Source organism: Actinotalea sp. JY-7885, assembly GCF_014525465.1.
Taxonomy (GTDB): Bacteria; Actinomycetota; Actinomycetes; order Actinomycetales; family Cellulomonadaceae; genus Actinotalea.
The window spans coordinates 19,698-40,151 of sequence record NZ_JACEXH010000003.1; the positions used below are offsets into that span (position 1 = coordinate 19,698).

A 20,454-nucleotide genomic window follows, 5' to 3' on the forward strand; every position below is an offset into this window, starting at 1 on the left:
GTCAGTCCCTTGTGTCTCGTCGGTCCGGCGTCAGCCGACCGGTCCGCCGAAGATGTCGATGGTGCCCGAGCGCAGCGTGACGATCGCCCGCTTGGTGTCCTTGCGCTTGCCCAGGCCGAACTTCGTCCGCCGCGACTTGCCCTTGCGGTTGATCGTGTTCACCGAGGCGACCTCGACGTCGAACACCTGCTCGACGGCGATCTTGATCTCCGTCTTGTTGGCGCGGGGGTCCACCACGAAGGTGTACTTGCCCTCGTCCAGGAGGCTGTAGCTCTTCTCGGAGACGACCGGCGAGATCAGGATGTCGCGCGGGTCCTTGTTCACGGTGGTCACTTCGTCTCCTCAGCGTCCTGCTCGGCCTCGGTCGACGTCGCGACGGCCTTGGCCGCCTTTCCCGTCGGGCGAGCGAGGAAGGCCTCGAGCGCGCCACGGGTGAAGACGACGTCGTCGGAGACGAGCACGTCGTAGGTGTTGAGCTGGTCCGCGAGGAGCAGGTGGACCTGCTCCGCGTTGCGCAGCGACTTCCAGCTGGCCTCGTCGCCCCGCTCGAGCACCACGAGGACGTGGCGCCGCTGCGAGATCGCGGCGAGCGTCGAGATCGCCGTGCGCGTCGACGGCACGCCACCGTCGATGGCGAAGCCCTCGACGACGTGCACGCGGCCCGCGCGGGCGCGGTCCGAGAGCGCGCCGCGCAGGGCGGCCGCCTTCATCTTCTTGGGCGTGCGCTGGCTGTAGTCACGCGGCTTCGGGCCGTGCACCACGCCACCACCGGCGAACTGAGGAGCGCGGGTCGAACCCTGACGGGCGCGGCCGGTGCCCTTCTGCTTGTAGGGCTTGCGGCCACCGCCGGAGACCTCGCCGCGCCGCAGCGTGGAGTGGGTGCCCTGCCGCGCCGCGGCGAGCTGGGCCACCACGACCTGGTGGATCAGCGGGACGTTCGTCTGGACGTCGAACACCTCGGCAGGAAGCTCGGCGGTGCCGGCCTTCTTGCCCGTGGCGTCCAGCACGTCAACGGTCAGCGTCGTCATGTCACGCCCCCTTCGCGGCACTACGCACGAGGACGACGCCGTTCTTGGGGCCGGGAACGGCGCCCTTGACGAGCAGGAGACCCCGCTCGACGTCGACCGCGTGAACGGTCAGGTTCTGGGTGGTCTGACGGACGTGGCCCATACGACCGGCCATGCGCAGACCCTTGAAGACGCGCGAGGGCGTCGACGCGCCGCCGATCGAGCCGGCCTTGCGGTGGTTGCGGTGCGCACCGTGGGAGGCGCCGACGCCGGAGAAGCCGTGACGCTTCATGACACCGGCGGTGCCCTTGCCCTTGGTGGTGCCCACGACGTCGACCCGCTGGCCGGCCGTGAAGGCCTCGGCCGTGATCTCCTGGCCGAGCACGAACTCGCCGGCGTCGGAGGTGCGGATCTCGGCGAGGTGGCGCCGCGGCGTGACACCCGCCTTCTCGAAGTGGCCCTTGAGGGGCTGGCTCACCTTGCGCGGGTCGATAGGCCCGTAGGCCAGCTGGACCGCGGTGTAGCCGTCGGTGTCGGCGTCGCGCACCTGCGTCACCACGTTGGTGCCGACCTGCACGACGGTGACCGGGACGAGGCGCCCGGCCTCGTCCCACACCTGCGTCATGCCGAGCTTGGTGCCCAGCACCGCCGTGACGGGCTTCGCGTTCTGGGGAAGAGTGGTCATCGTGATCTCCCTCAGAGCTTGATCTCGATGTTCACGTCCGCGGGCAGGTCGAGTCGCATGAGCGAGTCGACCGCCTTCGGCGTGGGATCGATGATGTCGATGAGGCGCTTGTGGGTGCGCATCTCGAAGTGCTCGCGGCTGTCCTTGTACTTGTGAGGCGACCGGATCACCACGAACACGTTCTTCTCGGTCGGCAGCGGCACCGGACCCACGACCGTCGCACCAGCGCGTGTCACCGTGTCGACGATCTTGCGCGCCGAGCTGTCGATGACCTCGTGGTCGTAGGACTTGAGCCGGATGCGGATCTTCTGTCCCGCCATGGCGTCGTCTGACTCTCTCTCTCGAACCGCTAGCTGTCCGACCCCCGCACTCGGGCGTGTCGCTCTTGGCGACATACCTTCGCGCTGCGCACCGTGAGGAGCGAGGTCGTTGGATGCTGTGTGGACCCGGCTCCCGTCACCCGCGGTGATGCTGCGGGCGAGGCACCTGGTCCTCAACGTCTGTCGTTCGTACGTGGCTGCCGGCCCCTCGCCTGACCACCGCGCCTCGGAGAACCCGTCCCGAGGACGGCTCCCAGCAAAGCGCAGCGCACGGCGGCGCCGGGCAACCTGAACAGTGTGCCATTGCAGGGCCCCGATCACCAACTCGGGGTCCCGTGGCGCAGGTCACAGCCGCGCCGCACAGCTGCCGGACATGGCGAGGGCCCGGGCTGACGCCCGGGCCCCCGCTCACATCACTTGATGATCTTCGTCACACGGCCCGAGCCGACGGTCCGGCCACCCTCACGGATGGCGAATCCGAGGCCCTCCTCCATGGCGATCGGCTGGATCAGCTCGACCGACATCTCGGTGTTGTCGCCCGGCATGACCATCTCGGTGCCCTCGGGCAGCGTGATGACGCCGGTGACGTCCGTGGTGCGGAAGTAGAACTGCGGGCGGTAGTTCGAGTAGAAGGGGTTGTGACGCCCACCCTCGTCCTTGGCCAGGATGTAGACCTGGGCCTCGAAGTTGGTGTGGGGCGTGATCGAACCCGGCTTCACGACGACCTGGCCGCGCTCGACGTCCTCACGCTTGATGCCACGGAGCAGGAGGCCGCAGTTCTCGCCGGCCCACGCCTCGTCCATCTGCTTGTGGAACATCTCGATGCCCGTGACCGTGGTCTTCTGCGCCGGGCGGATGCCGACGATCTCGACCTCGGAGTTGATCGCGAGCTTGCCGCGGTCGACCTTGCCGGTCACGACGGTGCCACGGCCCGTGATGGTGAAGACGTCCTCGATCGGCATGAGGAACGGCTTGTCCATGTCACGCACCGGCTCCGGCACGGACTCGTCGACAGCCTCGAGCAGGTCCTCGACGGACTTGACCCAGGTCGGGTCGCCCTCGAGCGCCTTGAGGCCCGAGACGCGCACGACGGGGGCGTTGTCGCCGTCGAAGCCCTGCGAGGAGAGGAGCTCGCGCACCTCCATCTCGACGAGCTCGAGGATCTCCTCGTCGTCGACCATGTCGGACTTGTTGAGCGCCACCAGCAGGTACGGCACGCCGACCTGGCGGGCGAGCAGCACGTGCTCACGCGTCTGGGCCATGGGGCCGTCCGTCGCGGCGACCACGAGGATCGCGCCGTCCATCTGCGCGGCACCCGTGATCATGTTCTTGATGTAGTCCGCGTGACCGGGCGCGTCGACGTGAGCGTAGTGACGCTTCTCCGTCTGGTACTCGACGTGCGCGATGTTGATCGTGATACCGCGCTGCTTCTCCTCGGGCGCCTTGTCGATCTCGTCGAACGGCGTGAAGGGGTTCAGGTCGGGGTACTTGTCGTGCAGCACCTTCGAGATGGCAGCGGTCAGCGTCGTCTTGCCGTGGTCGACGTGACCGATGGTCCCGATGTTGACGTGCGGCTTGGTCCGCTCGAACTTGGCCTTCGCCACTGGTGTCCTCCTCGGACTGGGTAGTTGCGCCGAACGATGCAGGTGCCGGCTGACTCCTGCGGGGCGTGCGGGTCGCTACAGGTTGTTGGTGGAACTGGACTTGCTGACGACCTGTGGGACTACTCGCCCCGGGTCTTCTTGATGATCTCCTCGGCAACATTACGAGGGACCTCGGCGTAGCTGTCGAACTGCATCGAGTACACCGCGCGGCCCTGCGTCTTGGAACGCAGGTCGCCGACGTAGCCGAACATCTCCGACAGCGGGACGAGCGCGCGGATGACCTTGACGCCCGTCGCGTCCTCCATGGACTGGATCATGCCTCGGCGAGAGTTGATGTCGCCGATGACCTCACCCATGTAGTCCTCGGGGGTACGCACCTCGACGGCCATGACGGGCTCGAGGAGCACGGGGTCCGCCTTGCGGACCGCCTCCTTGAGGATCATCGAACCGGCGATCTTGAACGCCATCTCCGAGGAGTCGACGTCGTGAGCGGCACCGTCGAGCAGCGTCGCCTTGATCCCGACGAGCGGGTAGCCGGCGAGGACGCCGAGCTCCATCGCGCTCTGGATGCCGGCGTCGACGCTCGGGATGTACTCGCGCGGGACGCGGCCACCGGTGACGGCGTTGACGAACTGGTACAGCTCGCCGTCCTCGGCCTCGAGCGGCTCGAAGGTCATCTGGACCTTGGCGTACTGCCCGGAGCCACCGGTCTGCTTCTTGTGCGTGTAGTCGATCTTCTCCACCTTGCGGCGGATCGTCTCGCGGTACGCGACCTGCGGCTTGCCGACGTTGGCCTCGACCTTGAACTCGCGCCGCATGCGGTCGACGAGGATGTCGAGGTGGAGCTCGCCCATGCCGCCGATGACGGTCTGGCCGGTCTCCTCGTCGAGCTTGACGCGGAAGGTCGGGTCCTCCTCGGCGAGCTTCTGGATGGCGACCGACAGCTTCTCCTGGTCGCCCTTCGTCTTCGGCTCGATGGCCACGTCGATGACGGGCTCCGGGAAGGTCATCGACTCGAGCACGACCGGCGCGGCCGGGTCGCACAGGGTGTCACCCGTGGTGACGTCCTTGAGGCCGATGAACGCGTAGATGTGGCCGGCCGTGGCCTCCTCGACCGGGTTCTCCTTGTTGGAGTGCATCTGGAAGAGCTTCCCGATGCGCTCCTTCTTGCCCTTGGTGGAGTTGACCACCTGGGCACCGGAGGGGACCTTGCCCGAGTAGACGCGGACGTACGTCAGCTTGCCGAAGAAGGGGTGCGAGGCGACCTTGAACGCCAGGGCCGAGAACGGCTCCGTCGCGTCCGGGTGGCGCTCGACGACGAGCTCGGGGTCCTTGGCGTCGTGGCCCTCGATGGCCGGCACGTCGAGAGGCGACGGCAGGTAGTCGATGACCGCGTCGAGCATGGGCTGGACGCCCTTGTTCTTGAACGCCGAGCCGCACAGCACCGGGTAGGCCTGCGAGGTGATCGTCAGCGTGCGGATGCCCGCCTTGATCTCCTCGACCGTCAGCTCCTCGCCGCCGAGGTACTTCTCGAGCAGCTCCTCGCTCGCCTCCGCGACGGCCTCGATGAGGTCGGCGCGGTACTGCTCGGCCTTCTCGACCAGGTCGGCAGGGATCTCCTCGACGGAGTACTCCTCGCCCAGCTTGGTCTCGCCGTGCCAGACGAGCGCCTTCTGCTCGATCAGGTCGACGACGCCCGTGAACTCGCTCTCCGAGCCGATCGGCAGCTGGATGACCAGCGGCTTGGCCTTGAGGCGGTTCACGATCGTGTCGACCGTGAAGTAGAAGTCCGCGCCGAGCTTGTCCATCTTGTTGACGAAGCAGATGCGCGGGACGTTGTACTTGTCCGCCTGGCGCCACACCGTCTCGGACTGGGGCTCGACACCCTCCTTGCCGTCGAAGACCGCCACGGCGCCGTCGAGCACACGCAGCGAGCGCTCCACCTCGACCGTGAAGTCGACGTGGCCGGGCGTGTCGATGATGTTGATCTGGTTGTCCTTCCAGTAGCAGGTCGTCGCGGCCGACGTGATCGTGATGCCGCGCTCCTGCTCCTGCTCCATCCAGTCCATCGTCGAGGCGCCGTCGTGCGTCTCACCGATCTTGTAGTTGACCCCCGTGTAGAACAGGATCCGCTCGGTGGTGGTGGTCTTGCCGGCGTCGATGTGCGCCATGATGCCGATGTTGCGGACCTTGTTGAGGTCGGTCAGCACGTCAAGTGCCACGGTGTGAAGCCCTTCTTGGAGCAGTCGGTGATGGCCGGGTCGGGCCTGTGGTGGCCGTCCCCGGCCGAGCGACGGTCGCCCGCCGGGACCGCGGACTACCAGCGGTAGTGCGCGAAGGCCTTGTTCGACTCGGCCATCTTGTGCATGTCCTCGCGGCGCTTGACCGCGGCACCGAGGCCGTTCGAGGCGTCCAGGATCTCGTTCATGAGGCGCTCGGTCATCGTCTTCTCGCGGCGGGCGCGGGAGTAGTCGACGAGCCACCGCAGGGCGAGGGTCGTCGCGCGGACGGGACGGACCTCGACGGGGACCTGGTAGGTCGCGCCACCGACGCGGCGGGACTTGACCTCGAGCGACGGGCGCACGTTGTCGAGCGCGCGCTTGAGGACGACGACGGGGTCGCCGCCGGTCTTCTCGCGGGCACCCTCGAGCGCGCCGTACACGATCGACTCCGCGACGGACTTCTTGCCGTCGAGGAGGACCTTGTTGACGAGCTGGGTGACGACGGGCGACCCGTAGACGGGGTCGACGATGAGCGGCCGCTTCGGGGCCGGACCCTTACGAGGCATCTCAGTTACCCTTCTTCGCGCCGTAGCGGCTGCGCGCCTGCTTGCGGTTCTTGACGCCCTGGGTGTCGAGGGCACCGCGGACGATCTTGTAGCGGACGCCCGGGAGGTCCTTCACACGGCCGCCGCGCACGAGCACGATCGAGTGCTCCTGCAGGTTGTGGCCGACGCCGGGGATGTACGCGGTGACCTCGACCTGGCTCGAGAGCTTCACGCGTGCGACCTTGCGCAGCGCGGAGTTCGGCTTCTTCGGGGTCGTGGTGTAGACGCGGGTGCACACACCGCGCCGCTGCGGGCTGCCCTTGAGGGCCGGCGTCTTGGACGACGTCGTCTTGGACGTCCGTCCCTTGCGCACGAGCTGCTGGATCGTGGGCACTACGTCTCCGTCTTCTCGGTCTGACTCTGGTCGGCCGGCGATTGCCGGTCATGAGGTCCGGCCGGTGCCGGACCTGGGGTCTTGCGTCCTGCGCCGCCGACTCCGACCCACGCACCCGGGCGTGTCGAGCCGGTGAGCGCGGCACCGACCGCCAGGATCTTCTGGACGGTGGGGTCCGCGCGGCGGTCACGCCACCCGTCATCGCGACGACGCTCCCCCCGGACTCCCGGGGACGTCGCGCGCGATGCACGCGCGAGGGCCCGACGGCGCGGGCACAGGGACTTACGTTACCTGCTGCTCTGCGAGAGCGTCAAAGTGACCTCGGTCGCCCCGACGCCCGCGGGGGACGTGAGGGACCCACCTCGCGATGGGCCCCTCACGTCCGGACGTCACGTCAGCGCAGGTCGCCGAAGTCGATGTCCTCGAGCGGGATCGCCTCTCCGGAGCCCATGCCGAGCGGCGGGAAGTCGATCTCGTCGTAGCCGAAGCTCGGGTAGAGCTCGGCCTTGGCCTCCTCGGTCGGCTCGACCGCGACGTTCCGGTACCGGGGAAGACCGGTACCCGCCGGGATGAGCTTTCCGATGATGACGTTCTCCTTGAGGCCGAGGAGCGGGTCGGACCGACCGCTCATCGACGCCTCGGTGAGCACGCGCGTCGTCTCCTGGAAGGACGCCGCCGACAGCCACGAGTCCGTCGCGAGCGACGCCTTCGTGATGCCCATGAGCTCCGGGCGGCCCGACGCGGGCTGGTTGCCCTCGGCGACCGCGCGGCGGTTGGCGTCCTCGAAGCGGCCACGCTCGGCCAGCTCGCCCGGGAGCAGGCCGGTGTCGCCGGAGTCGAGCACCGTCACGCGACGCAGCATCTGCCGGACGATGACCTCGATGTGCTTGTCGTGGATGTCCACGCCCTGCGAGCGGTAGACCTCCTGGACCTCGTCGACGAGGTGCTTCTGCGTGGCACGCGGGCCGAGGATGCGCAGGACCTTCTTCGGGTCCACCGCACCCTGGGCGAGCTGCGCGCCGACCTCGACGTGGTCGCCGTCCTGCACGAGCAGGCGCGAGCGCTTCGTGATCGGGTAGGCGATCTCCTCGGAGCCGTCGTCGGGCGTGAGGACGATGCGCCGCACCCGGTCCGACTCGTCGATCGTGACCCGGCCCGAGAACTCCGCGATCTGCGCCTCACCCTTGGGGGTGCGGGCCTCGAAGAGCTCCTGGACACGCGGCAGACCCTGCGTGATGTCCTCGGCGGACGCCACACCACCGGTGTGGAAGGTACGCATGGTGAGCTGCGTGCCGGGCTCACCGATGGACTGCGCGGCGATGATGCCGACCGCCTCACCGATGTCCACGAGCTTGCCGGTCGCGAGCGACCGGCCGTAGCACTTGGCGCACGTGCCGACGCGCGACTCGCAGGTCAGGACCGAGCGAACCTTGACCTCCGTGACGCCGGCCGCGAGGGCCGCGTCGATGACCAGGTCACCGGCGTCGTCACCAGCACGGGCGATGACGGTCCCGTTGGGCGCGACGACGTCCGTCGCCACGCTCCGCGCGTAGATGCTCGTCTCGACCTTGTCGTGGCGGCGCAGCGTGCCGTCGGGCATGGCCTCGGCCACGGGCAGGGTCAGGCCCCGCTCGGTGCCGCAGTCCTCCTCGCGGACGATGACGTCCTGGGACACGTCCACCAGACGACGCGTGAGGTAGCCCGAGTCGGCGGTTCGCAGCGCGGTGTCCGCCAGACCCTTGCGGGCGCCGTGCGTCGCGATGAAGTACTCCAGGACCGACAGGCCCTCGCGGTAGTTGGACTTGATCGGGCGCGGGATGATCTCGCCCTTGGGGTTCGCCACGAGGCCGCGCATACCGGCGATCTGGCGGACCTGCATCCAGTTACCACGCGCACCCGAGCCGACCATGCGGTTGACCGTGTTGCGGGCGGGGAAGTTCTTCTGCATCGCCTTGGCGACCTCGTCGGTCGCCTGCGTCCAGATCTCGATGAGCTCCTGGCGGCGCTCGTCGTCCGTGATCAGACCACGCTCGTACTGGCCCTGGATCTTGGTGGCCCGCGCCTCGTGCTCGGCGAGGATCGCCGCCTTCTCCCCCGGCGTCGCGACGTCGGAGATGGCGATCGTGACGCCGGACCGGGTGGCCCAGTGGAAGCCGGCCTCCTTGAGCGCGTCCAGGCTCGCCGCGACCTCGACCTTGGGGTACCGCTCGGCCAGGTCGTTGACGATGGCGGACAGGCGCTTCTTGTCGACGACGCCGTTGATGTACGGGTAGTCGACCGGGAGCAGCTCGTTGAACAGCGCGCGCCCGAGGGTCGTCGGGACGAGCGCCGTGTCACCGGGGGCCCAGCCCTCGGGCAGGCCGAAGTCGCCCTCGCCGGGGACCAGGTCGTTCATCCGGATCGTCACGACCGCGTTGAGGTCCAGGCTGCCCTGGTCGAAGGCCATGATCGCCTCGGCCACGGAGCTGAACTGCCGGCCGGCGCCGGGCGCGTCGTCCTTGTCCGACGTCAGGTGGAACAGGCCGATGATCATGTCCTGCGAGGGCATGGTCACCGGACGGCCGTCCGACGGCTTGAGGATGTTGTTGCTCGAGAGCATGAGGATGCGGGCCTCGGCCTGCGCCTCGGTGCTCAGGGGCAGGTGGACGGCCATCTGGTCACCGTCGAAGTCGGCGTTGAACGCGCCGCAGACGAGCGGGTGCAGGTGGATCGCCTTGCCCTCGACGAGCTGGGGCTCGAACGCCTGGATGCCCAGGCGGTGCAGCGTGGGTGCACGGTTCAGCAGCACCGGGTGCTCGGTGATGACCTCCTCGAGCACGTCCCAGACCTGGGGCCGGGCGCGCTCGACCATGCGCTTCGCGGACTTGATGTTCTGCGCGTGGTTGAGGTCGACGAGCCGCTTCATGACGAACGGCTTGAAGAGCTCGAGCGCCATCTGCTTCGGCAGGCCGCACTGGTGCAGCTTGAGCTGCGGGCCGACGACGATGACCGAACGGCCCGAGTAGTCGACGCGCTTGCCGAGCAGGTTCTGGCGGAAGCGCCCCTGCTTGCCCTTGAGCATGTCCGAGATGGACTTGAGCGGCCGGTTGCCCGGGCCCGTGACGGGGCGTCCGCGGCGGCCGTTGTCGAACAGCGCGTCGACGGCCTCCTGGAGCATCCGCTTCTCGTTGTTGACGATGATCTCGGGCGCGCCGAGGTCGAGCAGCCGCTTGAGGCGGTTGTTCCGGTTGATCACGCGCCGGTACAGGTCGTTGAGGTCCGACGTCGCGAACCGGCCACCGTCGAGCTGCACCATCGGGCGCAGGTCCGGCGGGATGACCGGGACGGCGTCCAGCACCATGCCCTGGGGCGTGTTGCTGGTCGTCAGGAACGCGTTGACCACCTTGAGCCGCTTGAGCGCGCGCGTCTTGCGCTGGCCCTTGCCGTTCTTGATGGTGTCGCGCAGCGACATGGCCTCGGCCTCGAGGTCGAAGTCCTGCAGGCGCTTCTGGATCGCCGCAGCGCCCATCGCACCCTTGAAGTAGTTGCCGTACCGGTCCGTCAGCTGGCGGTAGAGCAGCTCGTCGCCCTCGAGGTCCGCGACCTTGAGGTTCTTGAAGCGGTCCCACACGGCCTCGAGGCGGTCGAGCTCCGCGTCGGCACGCTTGCGGATCTGCGCCATCTCGCGCTCGGCGGAGTCACGGACCTTGCGGCGCGCGTCGGCCTTGGCGCCCTCGGCCTCGAGCTCGGCCAGGTCGGCCTCGAGCTTGCGCGCACGCTTGTCGATGTCGACGTCGCGGCGGGTGGTGATCTCCTTCTTCTCCAGGTCGATCTCGTTCTGGAGGTTGGGGAGGTCCTCCTGCCGGCCCTCGTCGTCGACCTCGGTGATCATGTAGGCCGCGAAGTAGATGACCTTCTCGAGGTCCTTCGGGGCGAGGTCGAGCAGGTACCCGAGGCGCGACGGCACGCCCTTGAAGAACCAGATGTGCGTGACCGGGGCGGCCAGCTCGATGTGCCCCATGCGCTCACGACGCACCTTGGACCGCGTGACCTCGACGCCGCAGCGCTCGCAGATGATGCCCTTGAAGCGCACGCGCTTGTACTTGCCGCAGTAGCACTCCCAGTCCCGCGTGGGACCGAAGATCTTCTCGCAGAAGAGACCGTCCTTCTCGGGCTTGAGGGTCCGGTAGTTGATGGTCTCGGGCTTCTTGACCTCGCCGTGGGACCAGGTGCGGATGTCCTCCGCGGTCGCCAGGCCGATGCGCAGCTCGTCGAAGACGTTGACGTCGAGCAAGGTGTCCTACTTCCTTCGTCTGTCTGTGTTCACCGTGACTGTGTCGGCCGGTGAGAGCCGGTGGCGTGACCCGCCGGGACGCGTGTGCGTCCCGGCGGGCCCGCGAGGTCAGATCTCTTCGATGCTCGAGGCGTTGGGGCGGCGGGACAGGTCGATGCCCAGCTCCTCCGCGGCCCGGTAGACCTCGTCGTCGTTCTCCTTCATGTCGATGGAGACGCCGTCCGAGGACAGCACCTCCACGTTCAGGCAGAGCGACTGCATCTCCTTGAGGAGGACCTTGAACGACTCCGGGATGCCCGAGTCGGGGATGTTCTCGCCCTTGACGATGGCCTCGTACACCTTGACGCGTCCGGGGACGTCGTCCGACTTGATGGTCAGGAGCTCCTGCAGCGTGTAGGCGGCGCCGTACGCCTCCAGGGCCCACACCTCCATCTCGCCGAACCGCTGACCGCCGAACTGCGCCTTACCACCGAGCGGCTGCTGGGTGATCATCGAGTACGGGCCGGTCGAGCGCGCGTGGATCTTGTCGTCGACCAGGTGGTGCAGCTTGAGGATGTACATGTAGCCGACCGAGACCGGGTCCGGGAACGGCTCGCCGGAGCGGCCGTCGAACAGCCGCGCCTTGCCCGTCGAGTCGACCATGCGGTCGCCGTCGCGGTTCGGCGTGGTGACGTCGAGCAGGCCCGTCAGCACGTTCTCCGGCACACCGTCGAACACGGGCGTCGCGACCGGGTTGCCCGGCTCGTTGCGCACGGCGGCCGGCGGCACGTCCTTGACCCACTCGGCCGAGGCGTCCGCGGCCGAGATGTCCCAGCCCTGCTTGGCGATCCACCCGAGGTGGGTCTCGAGCACCTGACCGACGTTCATGCGGCCGGGCACGCCGAGCGGGTTGAGGACGACGTCGACCGGCGTCCCGTCGGCGAGGAACGGCATGTCCTCGACCGGCAGGATCTTGGAGATGACGCCCTTGTTGCCGTGGCGGCCGGCGAGCTTGTCGCCGTCCGTGATCTTGCGGCGCGCGGCGATGTAGACGCGGACCAGCTCGTTCACGCCGGCGGGCAGCTCGTCGCCGTCCTCACGGTTGAACGTGCGGACCTCGATGACCGTGCCGGACTCGCCGTGGGGCACCTTGAGGGACGTGTCGCGCACCTCGCGGGCCTTCTCGCCGAAGATGGCGCGCAGCAGGCGCTCCTCCGGGGTGAGCTCGGTCTCGCCCTTGGGCGTGACCTTGCCGACCAGGATGTCGCCGGCCGCGACCTCGGCACCGATGCGGATGATCCCGCGCTCGTCGAGGTCCGCGAGGACCTCCTCGGAGACGTTCGGGATGTCCCGCGTGATCTCCTCCGGGCCGAGCTTCGTGTCGCGCGCGTCGACCTCGTGCTCCTCGATGTGGATCGAGGACAGGACGTCGTCCTGCACGAGGCGCTGCGACAGGATGATCGCGTCCTCGTAGTTGTGGCCCTCCCACGACATGAACGCGACCAGGAGGTTGCGGCCGAGCGCGAGCTCGCCCTCGTCCGTGGCCGGTCCGTCGGCCAGCACGGAGCCGACCTCGACGCGGTCGCCCTCGTTCGCCAGCACGCGCTGGTTGTAGGACGTGCCCTGGTTGGAGCGACGGAACTTCGCGATGCGGTACGTCGACGTGGTCGCGTCGTCGTTGCTCACGGTCACGAGGTCCGCCGAGACCTCGGTGACGACACCGGGCTTCGTGGCGACGATGACGTCGCCCGCGTCGACCGCGGCGCGCCGCTCCATGCCCGTGCCGACGAGCGGCGCCTCGGACCGCACCAGCGGCACGGCCTGCCGCTGCATGTTGGCGCCCATGAGCGCGCGGTTCGCGTCGTCGTGCTCGAGGAACGGGATCATCGCGGTCGCGACCGACACCATCTGGCGCGGCGAGACGTCCATGTAGTCCACGTCGGTGCCCGGGACGTCGATGGCCTCGCCGCCCTTGGTGCGCACGAGCACCATCTCCTCGGCGAACTGGCCGTTCTCCTTGAGCGCGGCGTTCGCCTGGGCGATGACGTAGCGGTCCTCGTCGTCCGCGGTGAGGTAGTGCACCTCGTCCGTGACGCGACCGTTGGTGACCTTGCGGTACGGCGTCTCGACGAACCCGAAGGCGTTGATCCGGCCGTAGGTCGCGAGCGAGCCGATCAGGCCGATGTTCGGGCCCTCAGGGGTCTCGATCGGGCACATGCGCCCGTAGTGGGACGGGTGGACGTCACGGACCTCCATGCCGGCGCGGTCACGGGACAGACCGCCCGGGCCGAGCGCGGACAGGCGACGCTTGTGCGTCAGTCCGGCCAGCGGGTTGTTCTGGTCCATGAACTGCGACAGCTGCGACGTGCCGAAGAACTCCTTGATCGACGCCACCACGGGGCGGATGTTGATCAGGGTCTGCGGCGTGATCGCCTCGACGTCCTGCGTCGTCATGCGCTCGCGCACGACGCGCTCCATCCGGGACAGGCCGGTGCGGACCTGGTTCTGGATGAGCTCGCCCACCGCACGGATGCGACGGTTGCCGAAGTGGTCGATGTCGTCCGTCTCGACGGGGAGGTCGATCGCCTCGCCGGCACGCGTGCCCGGCAGGGTGGTGATCTCGGCGTGGAGGGCGGCCATGTACTTGACGGTCGCGACGATGTCGGAGACCGACAGGACCGAGTCCGTCAGGGGCGCGTCGATGCCGAGCTTCTTGTTGACCTTGTAGCGGCCGACCTTGGCGAGGTCGTAGCGCTTCGGGTTGAAGTAGAAGTTCTCGAGCAGCGCGCGGCCGGCCTCGATCGTCGGCGGCTCGCCCGGGCGGATCTTGCGGTAGATGTCGAGGAGGGCCTCCTCCTCGGTGTTCACGTGGTCCTTCTCGAGCGTCTCGAGGACGGCCGGGAACTGCGCGAACTCCTCGCGGATCTGCGACTCGGTCAGGCCGAGGGCCTTGAGCAGGACCGTGACCGACTGCTTGCGCTTGCGGTCGACGCGCACGCCGACGGCGTCGCGCTTGTCGATCTCGAACTCGAGCCAGGCGCCGCGCGACGGGATGATCTTCGCCGTGAAGATGTCCTTGTCGGACGTCTTGTCCGCGGTGCGCTCGAAGTACACGCCCGGCGAACGGACGAGCTGCGAGACGACGACGCGCTCGGTGCCGTTGATGATGAAGGTGCCGCGCTCGGTCATCAGCGGGAACTCGCCCATGAAGACCGTCTGGCTCTTGATCTCACCGGTCGTGTAGTTCACGAACTCCGCGGTGACGAACAGCGGCGCCGCGTAGGTGAAGTCCTTCTCCTTGCACTCCTCGGCCGTGTACTTCGGCGGCTCGAAGCGGTGGTCCCGGAAGGACAGCGACATGCTGCCGCCGAAGTCCTCGATCGGGGAGATCTCCTCGAAGATCTCCTCCAGGCCCGACGTCTCCGGCACGTCCTGCCGCCCGGCCTCGACGGCGGCGGCGACACGCTCCTGCCATGCGGCGTTGCCGAGCAGCCAGTCGAAGTTCTCGGTCTGCAGGCCCAGCAGGTCGGGGACCTCGAGGGGCTCGTGGATCTTGGCGAAGGAGATGCGGCGAGATGCAGTGCGGTTCGCGATAGCGTCGGCGTTTGGAGCAGAAGGGGTGCGCGAGGCAGCCAAGAGGGGTCCTTCCCTGCGGATCGAGTGCACGCGCGCAGGTCATGGCCTACCCTCGCGGCCAGGCCGACGACGAGCGATCGGTCCCCGGGCAGAGCTCGGGCACGACGACTGACGCGGGACGGGTTGAGGGGTGCAGGCACAAGCCAGCGCAAAGCGCTAGCGTACTTGACGCTCCTGACAATGTCCACCGAGGTCATCGGACGACTTGACCCGGGGCTCGCGCCCGTGCTGACATCCTCGGCTGCGCTCCGCATGCGACGAGGCCCGCACCCCGAAGGGTGCGGGCCTCGTCGTCGTACGGGTCAGGCTGAGGTCACTTGACGGTGACCGTCGCGCCGGCACCCTCGAGGGCGGCCTTCGCCTTGTCGGCGGCCTCCTTGTTGACGCCCTCCAGGACGGCCTTGGGGGCACCGTCCACGAGGTCCTTGGCCTCCTTGAGGCCGAGGCTCGTGAGCGCGCGCACCTCCTTGATGACCTGGATCTTCTTGTCGCCGGCGGCCTCGAGCACGACGTCGAACTCCGTCTGCTCCTCGACCTCCTCGGCGGCGGCGGCCGCGCCGGCGGCCGGACCGGCCACGGCGACGGGAGCGGCAGCGGTGACCTCGAAGGTCTCCTCGAAGGCCTTCACGAACTCGGAGAGCTCGATGAGCGTGAGCTCCTTGAACGCGTCGAGGAGCTCGTCGGTGGTGAGCTTCGCCATGGTGGCGTGTCCTTCCTGATTGCCCTGCGCCGGCAGGGCCGGTGAGCAGGTGGGGTGGTGTGTCGAGCAGCTGACGTCAGGACCCGGAGGTCAGGCCGCCTGCTCCTCGGTCGCCCGCTTCTCGCGCAGGGCATCGATGGTGCGCACGGCCTGGGCCGTGGGCGCCGTGAACATGTATGCCGCCTGGTACAGCTTGGCCTTGAAGGCGCCGGCTGCCTTGGCGAGCAGGACCTCGCGGGACTCGAGGTCCGCGAGCTTGGTGATGTCCGCAGCGGTCAGGGCGCGTCCGTCGAGGACACCGCCCTTGATGACGAGCTGCGGGTTGGCCTTGGCGAAGTCACGCAGGCCCTTGGCCGCCTCGACCGGGTCACCGGTCACGAAGGCGACGGCCGAGGGGCCCGCGAGCTGGTCGTCGGCGATCTCGACGCCAGCCTGCTTGGCCGCGATGGCGGACAGCGTGTTCTTCACCACGGCGTAGGTTGCGTTGCCGCTGAGCGCGCGACGCAGCTGCTTGAGCTGCGCGACGGTGAGCCCGCGGTACTCGGTCAGCACGACGGCGCTCGAGTCACGGAACTGGTCCGAGAGCTCGGCTACCGCGGCTGCCTTGTCCGGCCTCGCCATGGCAATCCTTCCGGTGGTCGTACCGCAGTCGTCCTGGTCCTGGCCCCGGGAACGAGAAGAGCCCCGCGCAGGCGCGGGGCTCGGGGCGGACACGACGCGGGGCCCGCGTGTCTCCACGCGACCACCGGCACAGACCCGTCAGGGCCGTCCGATCTGAGTCACTCACCTGCGCCGGCCCCCGCTCGTGGCGGGACTTCGGTCCACCACCCACGCTCGCTCTCGCGCGCACGGGCAGCCGACGACCTGCGGTCTTGGGCTCGGTCAGCCTACGTCAGCCCGGCGCCCAGGCCAAATCGCGCCACCGCGGCCTCCCCCGGGGACGACGCAGGGCCCGGCAGCACGCTGCCGGGCCCTGCGTCACGCGAGGATCACGCCTCGTCGGTGTCCTCCACCGTGAGGTTGCGCGTCTTGTTCTGGTCGAGCGGGATGCTCGGGCCCATCGTCGTGGTGACGAACGCCTTGGTGATGTAGCGGCCCTTCGAGGACGCCGGCTTGAGCCGGAGGACCTCGTCGAGCGCCGCGGCGTAGTTCTCGACCAGCGCGACGTCGGAGAACGACGCCTTGCCGATGATGAAGTGCAGGTTCGCGTGCTTGTCCACGCGGAACTCGATCTTGCCGCCCTTGATCTCGGACACGGCCTTGGCCACGTCCATCGTCACGGTGCCGGTCTTCGGGTTCGGCATCAGGCCGCGGGGGCCCAGGACCTTGCCGAGTCGACCGACCTTGCCCATGAGGTCGGGCGTGGCGACGGCGGAGTCGAAGTCGGTGTACCCGGCCGCGACCTTCTCGATGAGCTCGTCGCCGCCGACCTCGTCGGCACCCGCCGCGCGGGCCTGCTCGGCACGCTCACCCGTGGCGAAGACGATCACGCGGGCCGTCTTGCCGGTGCCGTGCGGCAGGTTCACCGTGCCACGGACCATCTGGTCCGCCTTGCGCGGGTCGACGCCGAGGCGGAACGCCACCTCGACCGTCGCGTCGTACTTGGTGGGCGACGTCTGCTGCGCGAGACGGATCGCCTCGAGCGGCGCGTAGAGCCGCTCGCGGTCGATTGTCGCGGCGGCGGCGCGGTACGCCTTGCTGTGCTTGGCCATGGTCTGCTCCTTGCGCAGTCGTGGTCGACGGGCCGCCAAGGGCCCTGCCACTGAGGGTGGTGCGGCGGCCGTGCGGCCGTCGCGTCGTGCGTGGTCGGGAGGCGTCAGCCCTCGACCTTGATGCCCATGGAACGGGCGGTGCCGGCGACGATCTTGGACGCGGCCTCGATGTCGTTGGCGTTGAGGTCCTCGAGCTTGGTCTGGGCGATCTCGCGGACCTGCGCCTGCGTGAGCGTCGCGACCTTGACCGTGTGCGGCGTGGGCGAGCCCTTGGCGACGCCCGCGGCCTTCTTGATCAGCTCAGCGGCCGGCGGCGTCTTCGTGATGAAGGTGAACGAGCGGTCCTCGTACACCGTGATCTCGACCGGGATGACGTTGCCGCGCTGCGACTCGGTCGCCGCGTTGTAGGCCTTGCAGAACTCCATGATGTTGACGCCGTGCTGACCCAGCGCGGGGCCGATCGGCGGCGCCGGCGTCGCAGCACCAGCGTTGATCTGGAGCTTGATGAGGCCGGAGACCTTCTTCTTGGGGGGCATGATGCCTTCCGTTCTTCGTGGGCCGACGCCGTGGGCGATGACCCGGTTGCAGTGCTGGCGGACGTCAGATCTTGGCGACCTGGCCGAACGACAGCTCGACCGGGGTCTCCCGGCCGAAGATGGAGACGAGCACCTTGAGCTTCTGCTGCTCGGCGTTGATCTCGGAGATCGTCGCCGGGAGCGTGTCGAAGGGGCCGTCGGTGACGGTGACGGACTCGCCGACCGTGAAGTCCACCGCGATGGTCGGCGCCGCCGTGGCGGTGCGGGCCTTCTCGGTGGCGGGCGCCAGGGACGGCGCGAGCATCGAGTAGACCTCGTCGAGGGTCAGCGGGACCGGCTGGTGCGTGTGGCCGACGAAGCCGGTGACACCGGGCGTGTGGCGCACGGCGCCCCACGACTCGTCCGTGAGGTCCATCCGCACGAGCACGTAGCCGGGGATCCGGACGCGGCGCACGGTCTTGCGCTGCGCGTTCTTGATCTCCACGACCTCCTCCATGGGGACCTCCACCTGGTGGATGTAGTCCTCCATGTTCAGGCTCTGGGTGCGGTTCTCCAGGTTGGCCTTCACGCGGTTCTCGTAGCCCGCGTAGGAGTGGATGACGTACCAGTCGCCGGGCTGGCGCCGCAGCTCGGCCTTGAACGCGGCGACGGGGTCGACGTCCTCGTCGTCGTCGGCGTCGGACGCCTCCTCGGCGGCGGGCTCGTCGGTCTCGACGGGCTCGTCAGCCCCGTCCTGCGACTCGGTCTCGTCGGCGTCGACGGTCTCGTCGGCCTCGACCGGCTCGTCCGCGGACAGGGCGAGCTCGTCACCGTCGGGCGCGTCGACCACGACGGTCTCGTCCTGCTCGGTGGGCTCCAGCGACTCCTGCGACACGGGGTGAACCTGCTTTCTGCTGCCTGTCTGCGAACGTGCTGACTGTCCTGCTGCTGCCTGGTCCGTACGCCTGCCTCGGTCCTGCTGCGCGGCCCTCGTCGCCGTCGGCGGCCTCAGCCGCCGAACACCCAGCCGACCAGCGTGCCCACGCCCAGGTCGACCAGCGTCACGAACGCCATGACGACCGCGACGAAGACCAGGACGACGGCGGTGTAGCGCAGCAGCTCGGCACGGGTGGGCCGGACGACCTTCTTCAGCTCCGCGACGACCTGACGGACGAAGAGCGCGATGCGTGCGAACAGGCCGCGGCGCTCCTGGTCGCGTCCGCGCGGCGGACGCGAGGTGCCGCCGCCGGTGCCCTCGGCACCGGACGCGGCCGCGCGTGCGGATTCGCTCACAGTCAGTTCCCTACGTCTGGTCCCCCGGGAGGCCCGGAGGGCTGCCGTCACGGCCGCCGGATCACGCAGGGCAGGCGGGACTCGAACCCACAACCGCCGGTTTTGGAGACCGGTGCGCTACCAATTGCGCCACTGCCCTTCAGCTGGCCGACGACGCCCGGGACGTCCCGGGGCGCGGGACAGCCTGGCGGACGTCAACCACCAGCGGTCGAGTGTACGTGGTCCGCGGGGATGGGTCGAACCCGCCCGGTCGTCGGACGCCCGCACCCCCCGCGAAGGCCTCTGCCAGAATGGGCTGGTGAGCCAGACGCCTGCCGCCCCGTCCAGTTCCAGCCCGAGCACCGCGCGTCGCATCGCGACGCGGGTCGGCGCGATCGCGGAGTCCGCGACGCTCGCCGTCGACGCCAAGGCCAAGGCCCTCAAGGCGGCCGGCCGGCCGGTCATCGGCTTCGGCGCCGGTGAGCCGGACTTCCCGACACCGGACTACATCGTCGAGGCCGCCGTCGCCGCGGCCCGCGTCCCGGCCAACCACCGGTACACGCCGGCCGCGGGCCTGCCCGAGCTGCGCGAGGCGATCGCCGCCAAGACGCTGCGGGACTCCGGCTACGAGGTCTCCCCCGGCCAGGTGCTCGTCACCAACGGCGGCAAGCAGGCCGTGTTCCAGGCGTTCGCAACTGTCGTCGACGTCGGCGACGAGGTGCTGCTGCCCGCGCCCTACTGGACCACCTACCCGGAGGCGATCCGCCTCGCGGGCGGCGTCCCCGTCGAGGTCTTCGCGGGCGAGGACCAGGACTACCTCGTCACCGTCGAGCAGCTCGAGGCGGCGCGCACCGAGCGCACCAAGGCCCTGCTGTTCTGCTCGCCGTCCAACCCCACGGGCGCCGTGTACTCCCCCGAGCAGACCGCCGAGATCGGGCGGTGGGCGCTCGAGCACGGCATCTGGGTCATCACGGACGAGATCTACGAGCACCTCGTCTACGACGACGCCGTCTTCACGCCGATCGTGCGCGCGGTCCCGGAGCTCGCCGACACGACGATCGTGCTCAACGGCGTCGCGAAGACGTACGCGATGACCGGCTGGCGCGTGGGCTGGATGATCTCCCCGCCCGACGTCACGAAGGCCGCGACGAACCTGCAGTCGCACCTGTCCTCGAACGTCGCCAACGTCTCGCAGCGCGCCGCGATCGCGGCGCTGACGGGCGACCTGTCGGCCGTCGACGCGATGCGCACGGCGTTCGACCGGCGACGCAGGACCATGGTCGAGATGCTCTCGGCCATCGACGGCGTCGTGTGCCCGACGCCCAAGGGCGCCTTCTACGCCTACCCGAGCGTGCGCGGCGTGCTCGGGCGGACGATCCGCGGCGTCACGCCGACGACGTCGGCCGAGCTGGCGACGCTGATCCTCGAGCAGGCGGAGGTCGCCGTCGTGCCCGGCGAGGCCTTCGGTCCGAGCGGCTACGTGCGGCTGTCCTACGCCCTGGGCGACGACGACCTCGCCGAGGGCGTCGGACGGATCCAGGCGCTGCTGGCCGAGGCGGAGTGAGGCGGTCCGTCACGCGTCCGTGCTGA

The 20,454-nt window shown here is 69.0% G+C and carries 17 protein-coding genes and 1 tRNA gene; 1 reads left to right on the forward strand and 17 read right to left on the reverse strand.

Annotated features, from left to right (window positions below):
* Positions 1–30: 30 nt before the first annotated feature.
* From rplW to IDM29_RS00860, 17 genes are all read right to left on the reverse strand, one after another.
* A complete protein-coding gene (gene rplW, locus IDM29_RS00780; protein ID WP_182112040.1) occupies positions 31–333 on the reverse strand; it encodes a 50S ribosomal protein L23 in 303 nt (100 codons plus the stop codon).
* Entirely contained in the window at positions 330–1,028 is a 699-nt protein-coding gene (gene rplD, locus IDM29_RS00785) for a 50S ribosomal protein L4 (protein WP_182112041.1), read from the reverse strand. Before rplD ends, rplW begins: the two co-directional genes overlap by 4 nt.
* A 1-nt stretch (position 1,029) precedes the next feature.
* Entirely contained in the window at positions 1,030–1,692 is a 663-nt protein-coding gene (gene rplC, locus IDM29_RS00790) for a 50S ribosomal protein L3 (protein ID WP_182112042.1), read from the reverse strand.
* Positions 1,693–1,703: 11 nt separating this feature from the next.
* Entirely contained in the window at positions 1,704–2,012 is a 309-nt protein-coding gene (rpsJ, locus tag IDM29_RS00795; protein ID WP_019146773.1) for a 30S ribosomal protein S10, read from the reverse strand.
* A 413-nt stretch (positions 2,013–2,425) separates the two neighbouring features.
* Positions 2,426–3,616, reverse strand: coding sequence for an elongation factor Tu (tuf, locus tag IDM29_RS00800; RefSeq protein WP_182112043.1), 1,191 nt, complete (start codon positions 3,614–3,616; stop codon positions 2,426–2,428).
* A 119-nt stretch (positions 3,617–3,735) separates the two neighbouring features.
* Positions 3,736–5,838, reverse strand: a complete 2,103-nt coding sequence (gene fusA / locus IDM29_RS00805) for an elongation factor G (RefSeq protein WP_182112044.1) — start codon at positions 5,836–5,838, stop codon at positions 3,736–3,738.
* 95 nt (positions 5,839–5,933) lie between these two features.
* The gene (gene rpsG / locus IDM29_RS00810; protein ID WP_182112045.1) at positions 5,934–6,404 is read right to left on the reverse strand and encodes a 30S ribosomal protein S7; all 471 of its coding nucleotides are present in this window, start codon (positions 6,402–6,404) and stop codon (positions 5,934–5,936) included.
* 1 nt (position 6,405) lies between these two features.
* Positions 6,406–6,777: a 30S ribosomal protein S12 gene (gene rpsL / locus IDM29_RS00815; RefSeq protein ID WP_149204202.1), complete on the reverse strand. Its 372-nt coding sequence runs from the start codon at positions 6,775–6,777 to the stop codon at positions 6,406–6,408.
* 394 nt (positions 6,778–7,171) lie between these two features.
* The gene (locus tag IDM29_RS00820; RefSeq protein WP_182112046.1) at positions 7,172–11,050 is read right to left on the reverse strand and encodes a DNA-directed RNA polymerase subunit beta'; all 3,879 of its coding nucleotides are present in this window, start codon (positions 11,048–11,050) and stop codon (positions 7,172–7,174) included.
* A 108-nt stretch (positions 11,051–11,158) separates the two neighbouring features.
* A complete protein-coding gene (rpoB, locus tag IDM29_RS00825) occupies positions 11,159–14,665 on the reverse strand; it encodes a DNA-directed RNA polymerase subunit beta (RefSeq protein WP_182112047.1) in 3,507 nt (1,168 codons plus the stop codon).
* Positions 14,666–14,978: 313 nt separating this feature from the next.
* Positions 14,979–15,365 (reverse strand): 50S ribosomal protein L7/L12, encoded by a 387-nt coding sequence (gene rplL, locus IDM29_RS00830; protein ID WP_182112048.1) that lies wholly within the window; start codon positions 15,363–15,365, stop codon positions 14,979–14,981.
* A 90-nt stretch (positions 15,366–15,455) separates the two neighbouring features.
* The gene (gene rplJ, locus IDM29_RS00835; RefSeq protein ID WP_182112049.1) at positions 15,456–15,986 is read right to left on the reverse strand and encodes a 50S ribosomal protein L10; all 531 of its coding nucleotides are present in this window, start codon (positions 15,984–15,986) and stop codon (positions 15,456–15,458) included.
* Positions 15,987–16,354: 368 nt separating this feature from the next.
* Entirely contained in the window at positions 16,355–17,077 is a 723-nt protein-coding gene (rplA, locus tag IDM29_RS00840; protein WP_182112050.1) for a 50S ribosomal protein L1, read from the reverse strand.
* A 104-nt stretch (positions 17,078–17,181) separates the two neighbouring features.
* Positions 17,182–17,613 carry a 50S ribosomal protein L11 gene (gene rplK / locus IDM29_RS00845; RefSeq protein ID WP_182112051.1) on the reverse strand — a complete coding sequence of 144 codons (432 nt, stop codon included), beginning with the start codon at positions 17,611–17,613 and terminating at the stop codon, positions 17,182–17,184.
* Between the two features lie 64 nt (positions 17,614–17,677).
* The gene (nusG, locus tag IDM29_RS00850) at positions 17,678–18,487 is read right to left on the reverse strand and encodes a transcription termination/antitermination protein NusG (RefSeq protein WP_182112052.1); all 810 of its coding nucleotides are present in this window, start codon (positions 18,485–18,487) and stop codon (positions 17,678–17,680) included.
* 113 nt (positions 18,488–18,600) lie between these two features.
* Positions 18,601–18,885 (reverse strand): preprotein translocase subunit SecE, encoded by a 285-nt coding sequence (gene secE, locus IDM29_RS00855; protein ID WP_182112053.1) that lies wholly within the window; start codon positions 18,883–18,885, stop codon positions 18,601–18,603.
* A gap of 66 nt (positions 18,886–18,951) precedes the next feature.
* Positions 18,952–19,024 (reverse strand) — tRNA-Trp (locus tag IDM29_RS00860).
* Positions 19,025–19,183: 159 nt separating this feature from the next.
* Between IDM29_RS00860 and IDM29_RS00865 the strand changes: the two genes are divergently transcribed.
* Positions 19,184–20,428, forward strand: coding sequence for a pyridoxal phosphate-dependent aminotransferase (locus IDM29_RS00865; RefSeq protein ID WP_182112054.1), 1,245 nt, complete (start codon positions 19,184–19,186; stop codon positions 20,426–20,428).
* Positions 20,429–20,454 lie beyond the last annotated feature (26 nt).

What these genes read in the sequence shown, in the direction of transcription:
- rplC (WP_182112042.1), bottom strand. Translation starts at nt 1,692, where the DNA reads ATGACCACTCTTCCCCAGAACGCGAAGCCCGTCACGGCGGTGCTGGGC.
- rpsJ (WP_019146773.1), bottom strand. Translation starts at nt 2,012, where the DNA reads ATGGCGGGACAGAAGATCCGCATCCGGCTCAAGTCCTACGACCACGAG.
- rpsG (WP_182112045.1), bottom strand. Translation starts at nt 6,404, where the DNA reads ATGCCTCGTAAGGGTCCGGCCCCGAAGCGGCCGCTCATCGTCGACCCC.
- rplL (WP_182112048.1), bottom strand. Translation starts at nt 15,365, where the DNA reads ATGGCGAAGCTCACCACCGACGAGCTCCTCGACGCGTTCAAGGAGCTC.
- rplK (WP_182112051.1), bottom strand. Translation starts at nt 17,613, where the DNA reads ATGCCCCCCAAGAAGAAGGTCTCCGGCCTCATCAAGCTCCAGATCAAC.
- rplA (WP_182112050.1), bottom strand. Translation starts at nt 17,077, where the DNA reads ATGGCCAAGCACAGCAAGGCGTACCGCGCCGCCGCCGCGACAATCGAC.
- rplJ (WP_182112049.1), bottom strand. Translation starts at nt 15,986, where the DNA reads ATGGCGAGGCCGGACAAGGCAGCCGCGGTAGCCGAGCTCTCGGACCAG.
- rplD (WP_182112041.1), bottom strand. Translation starts at nt 1,028, where the DNA reads ATGACGACGCTGACCGTTGACGTGCTGGACGCCACGGGCAAGAAGGCC.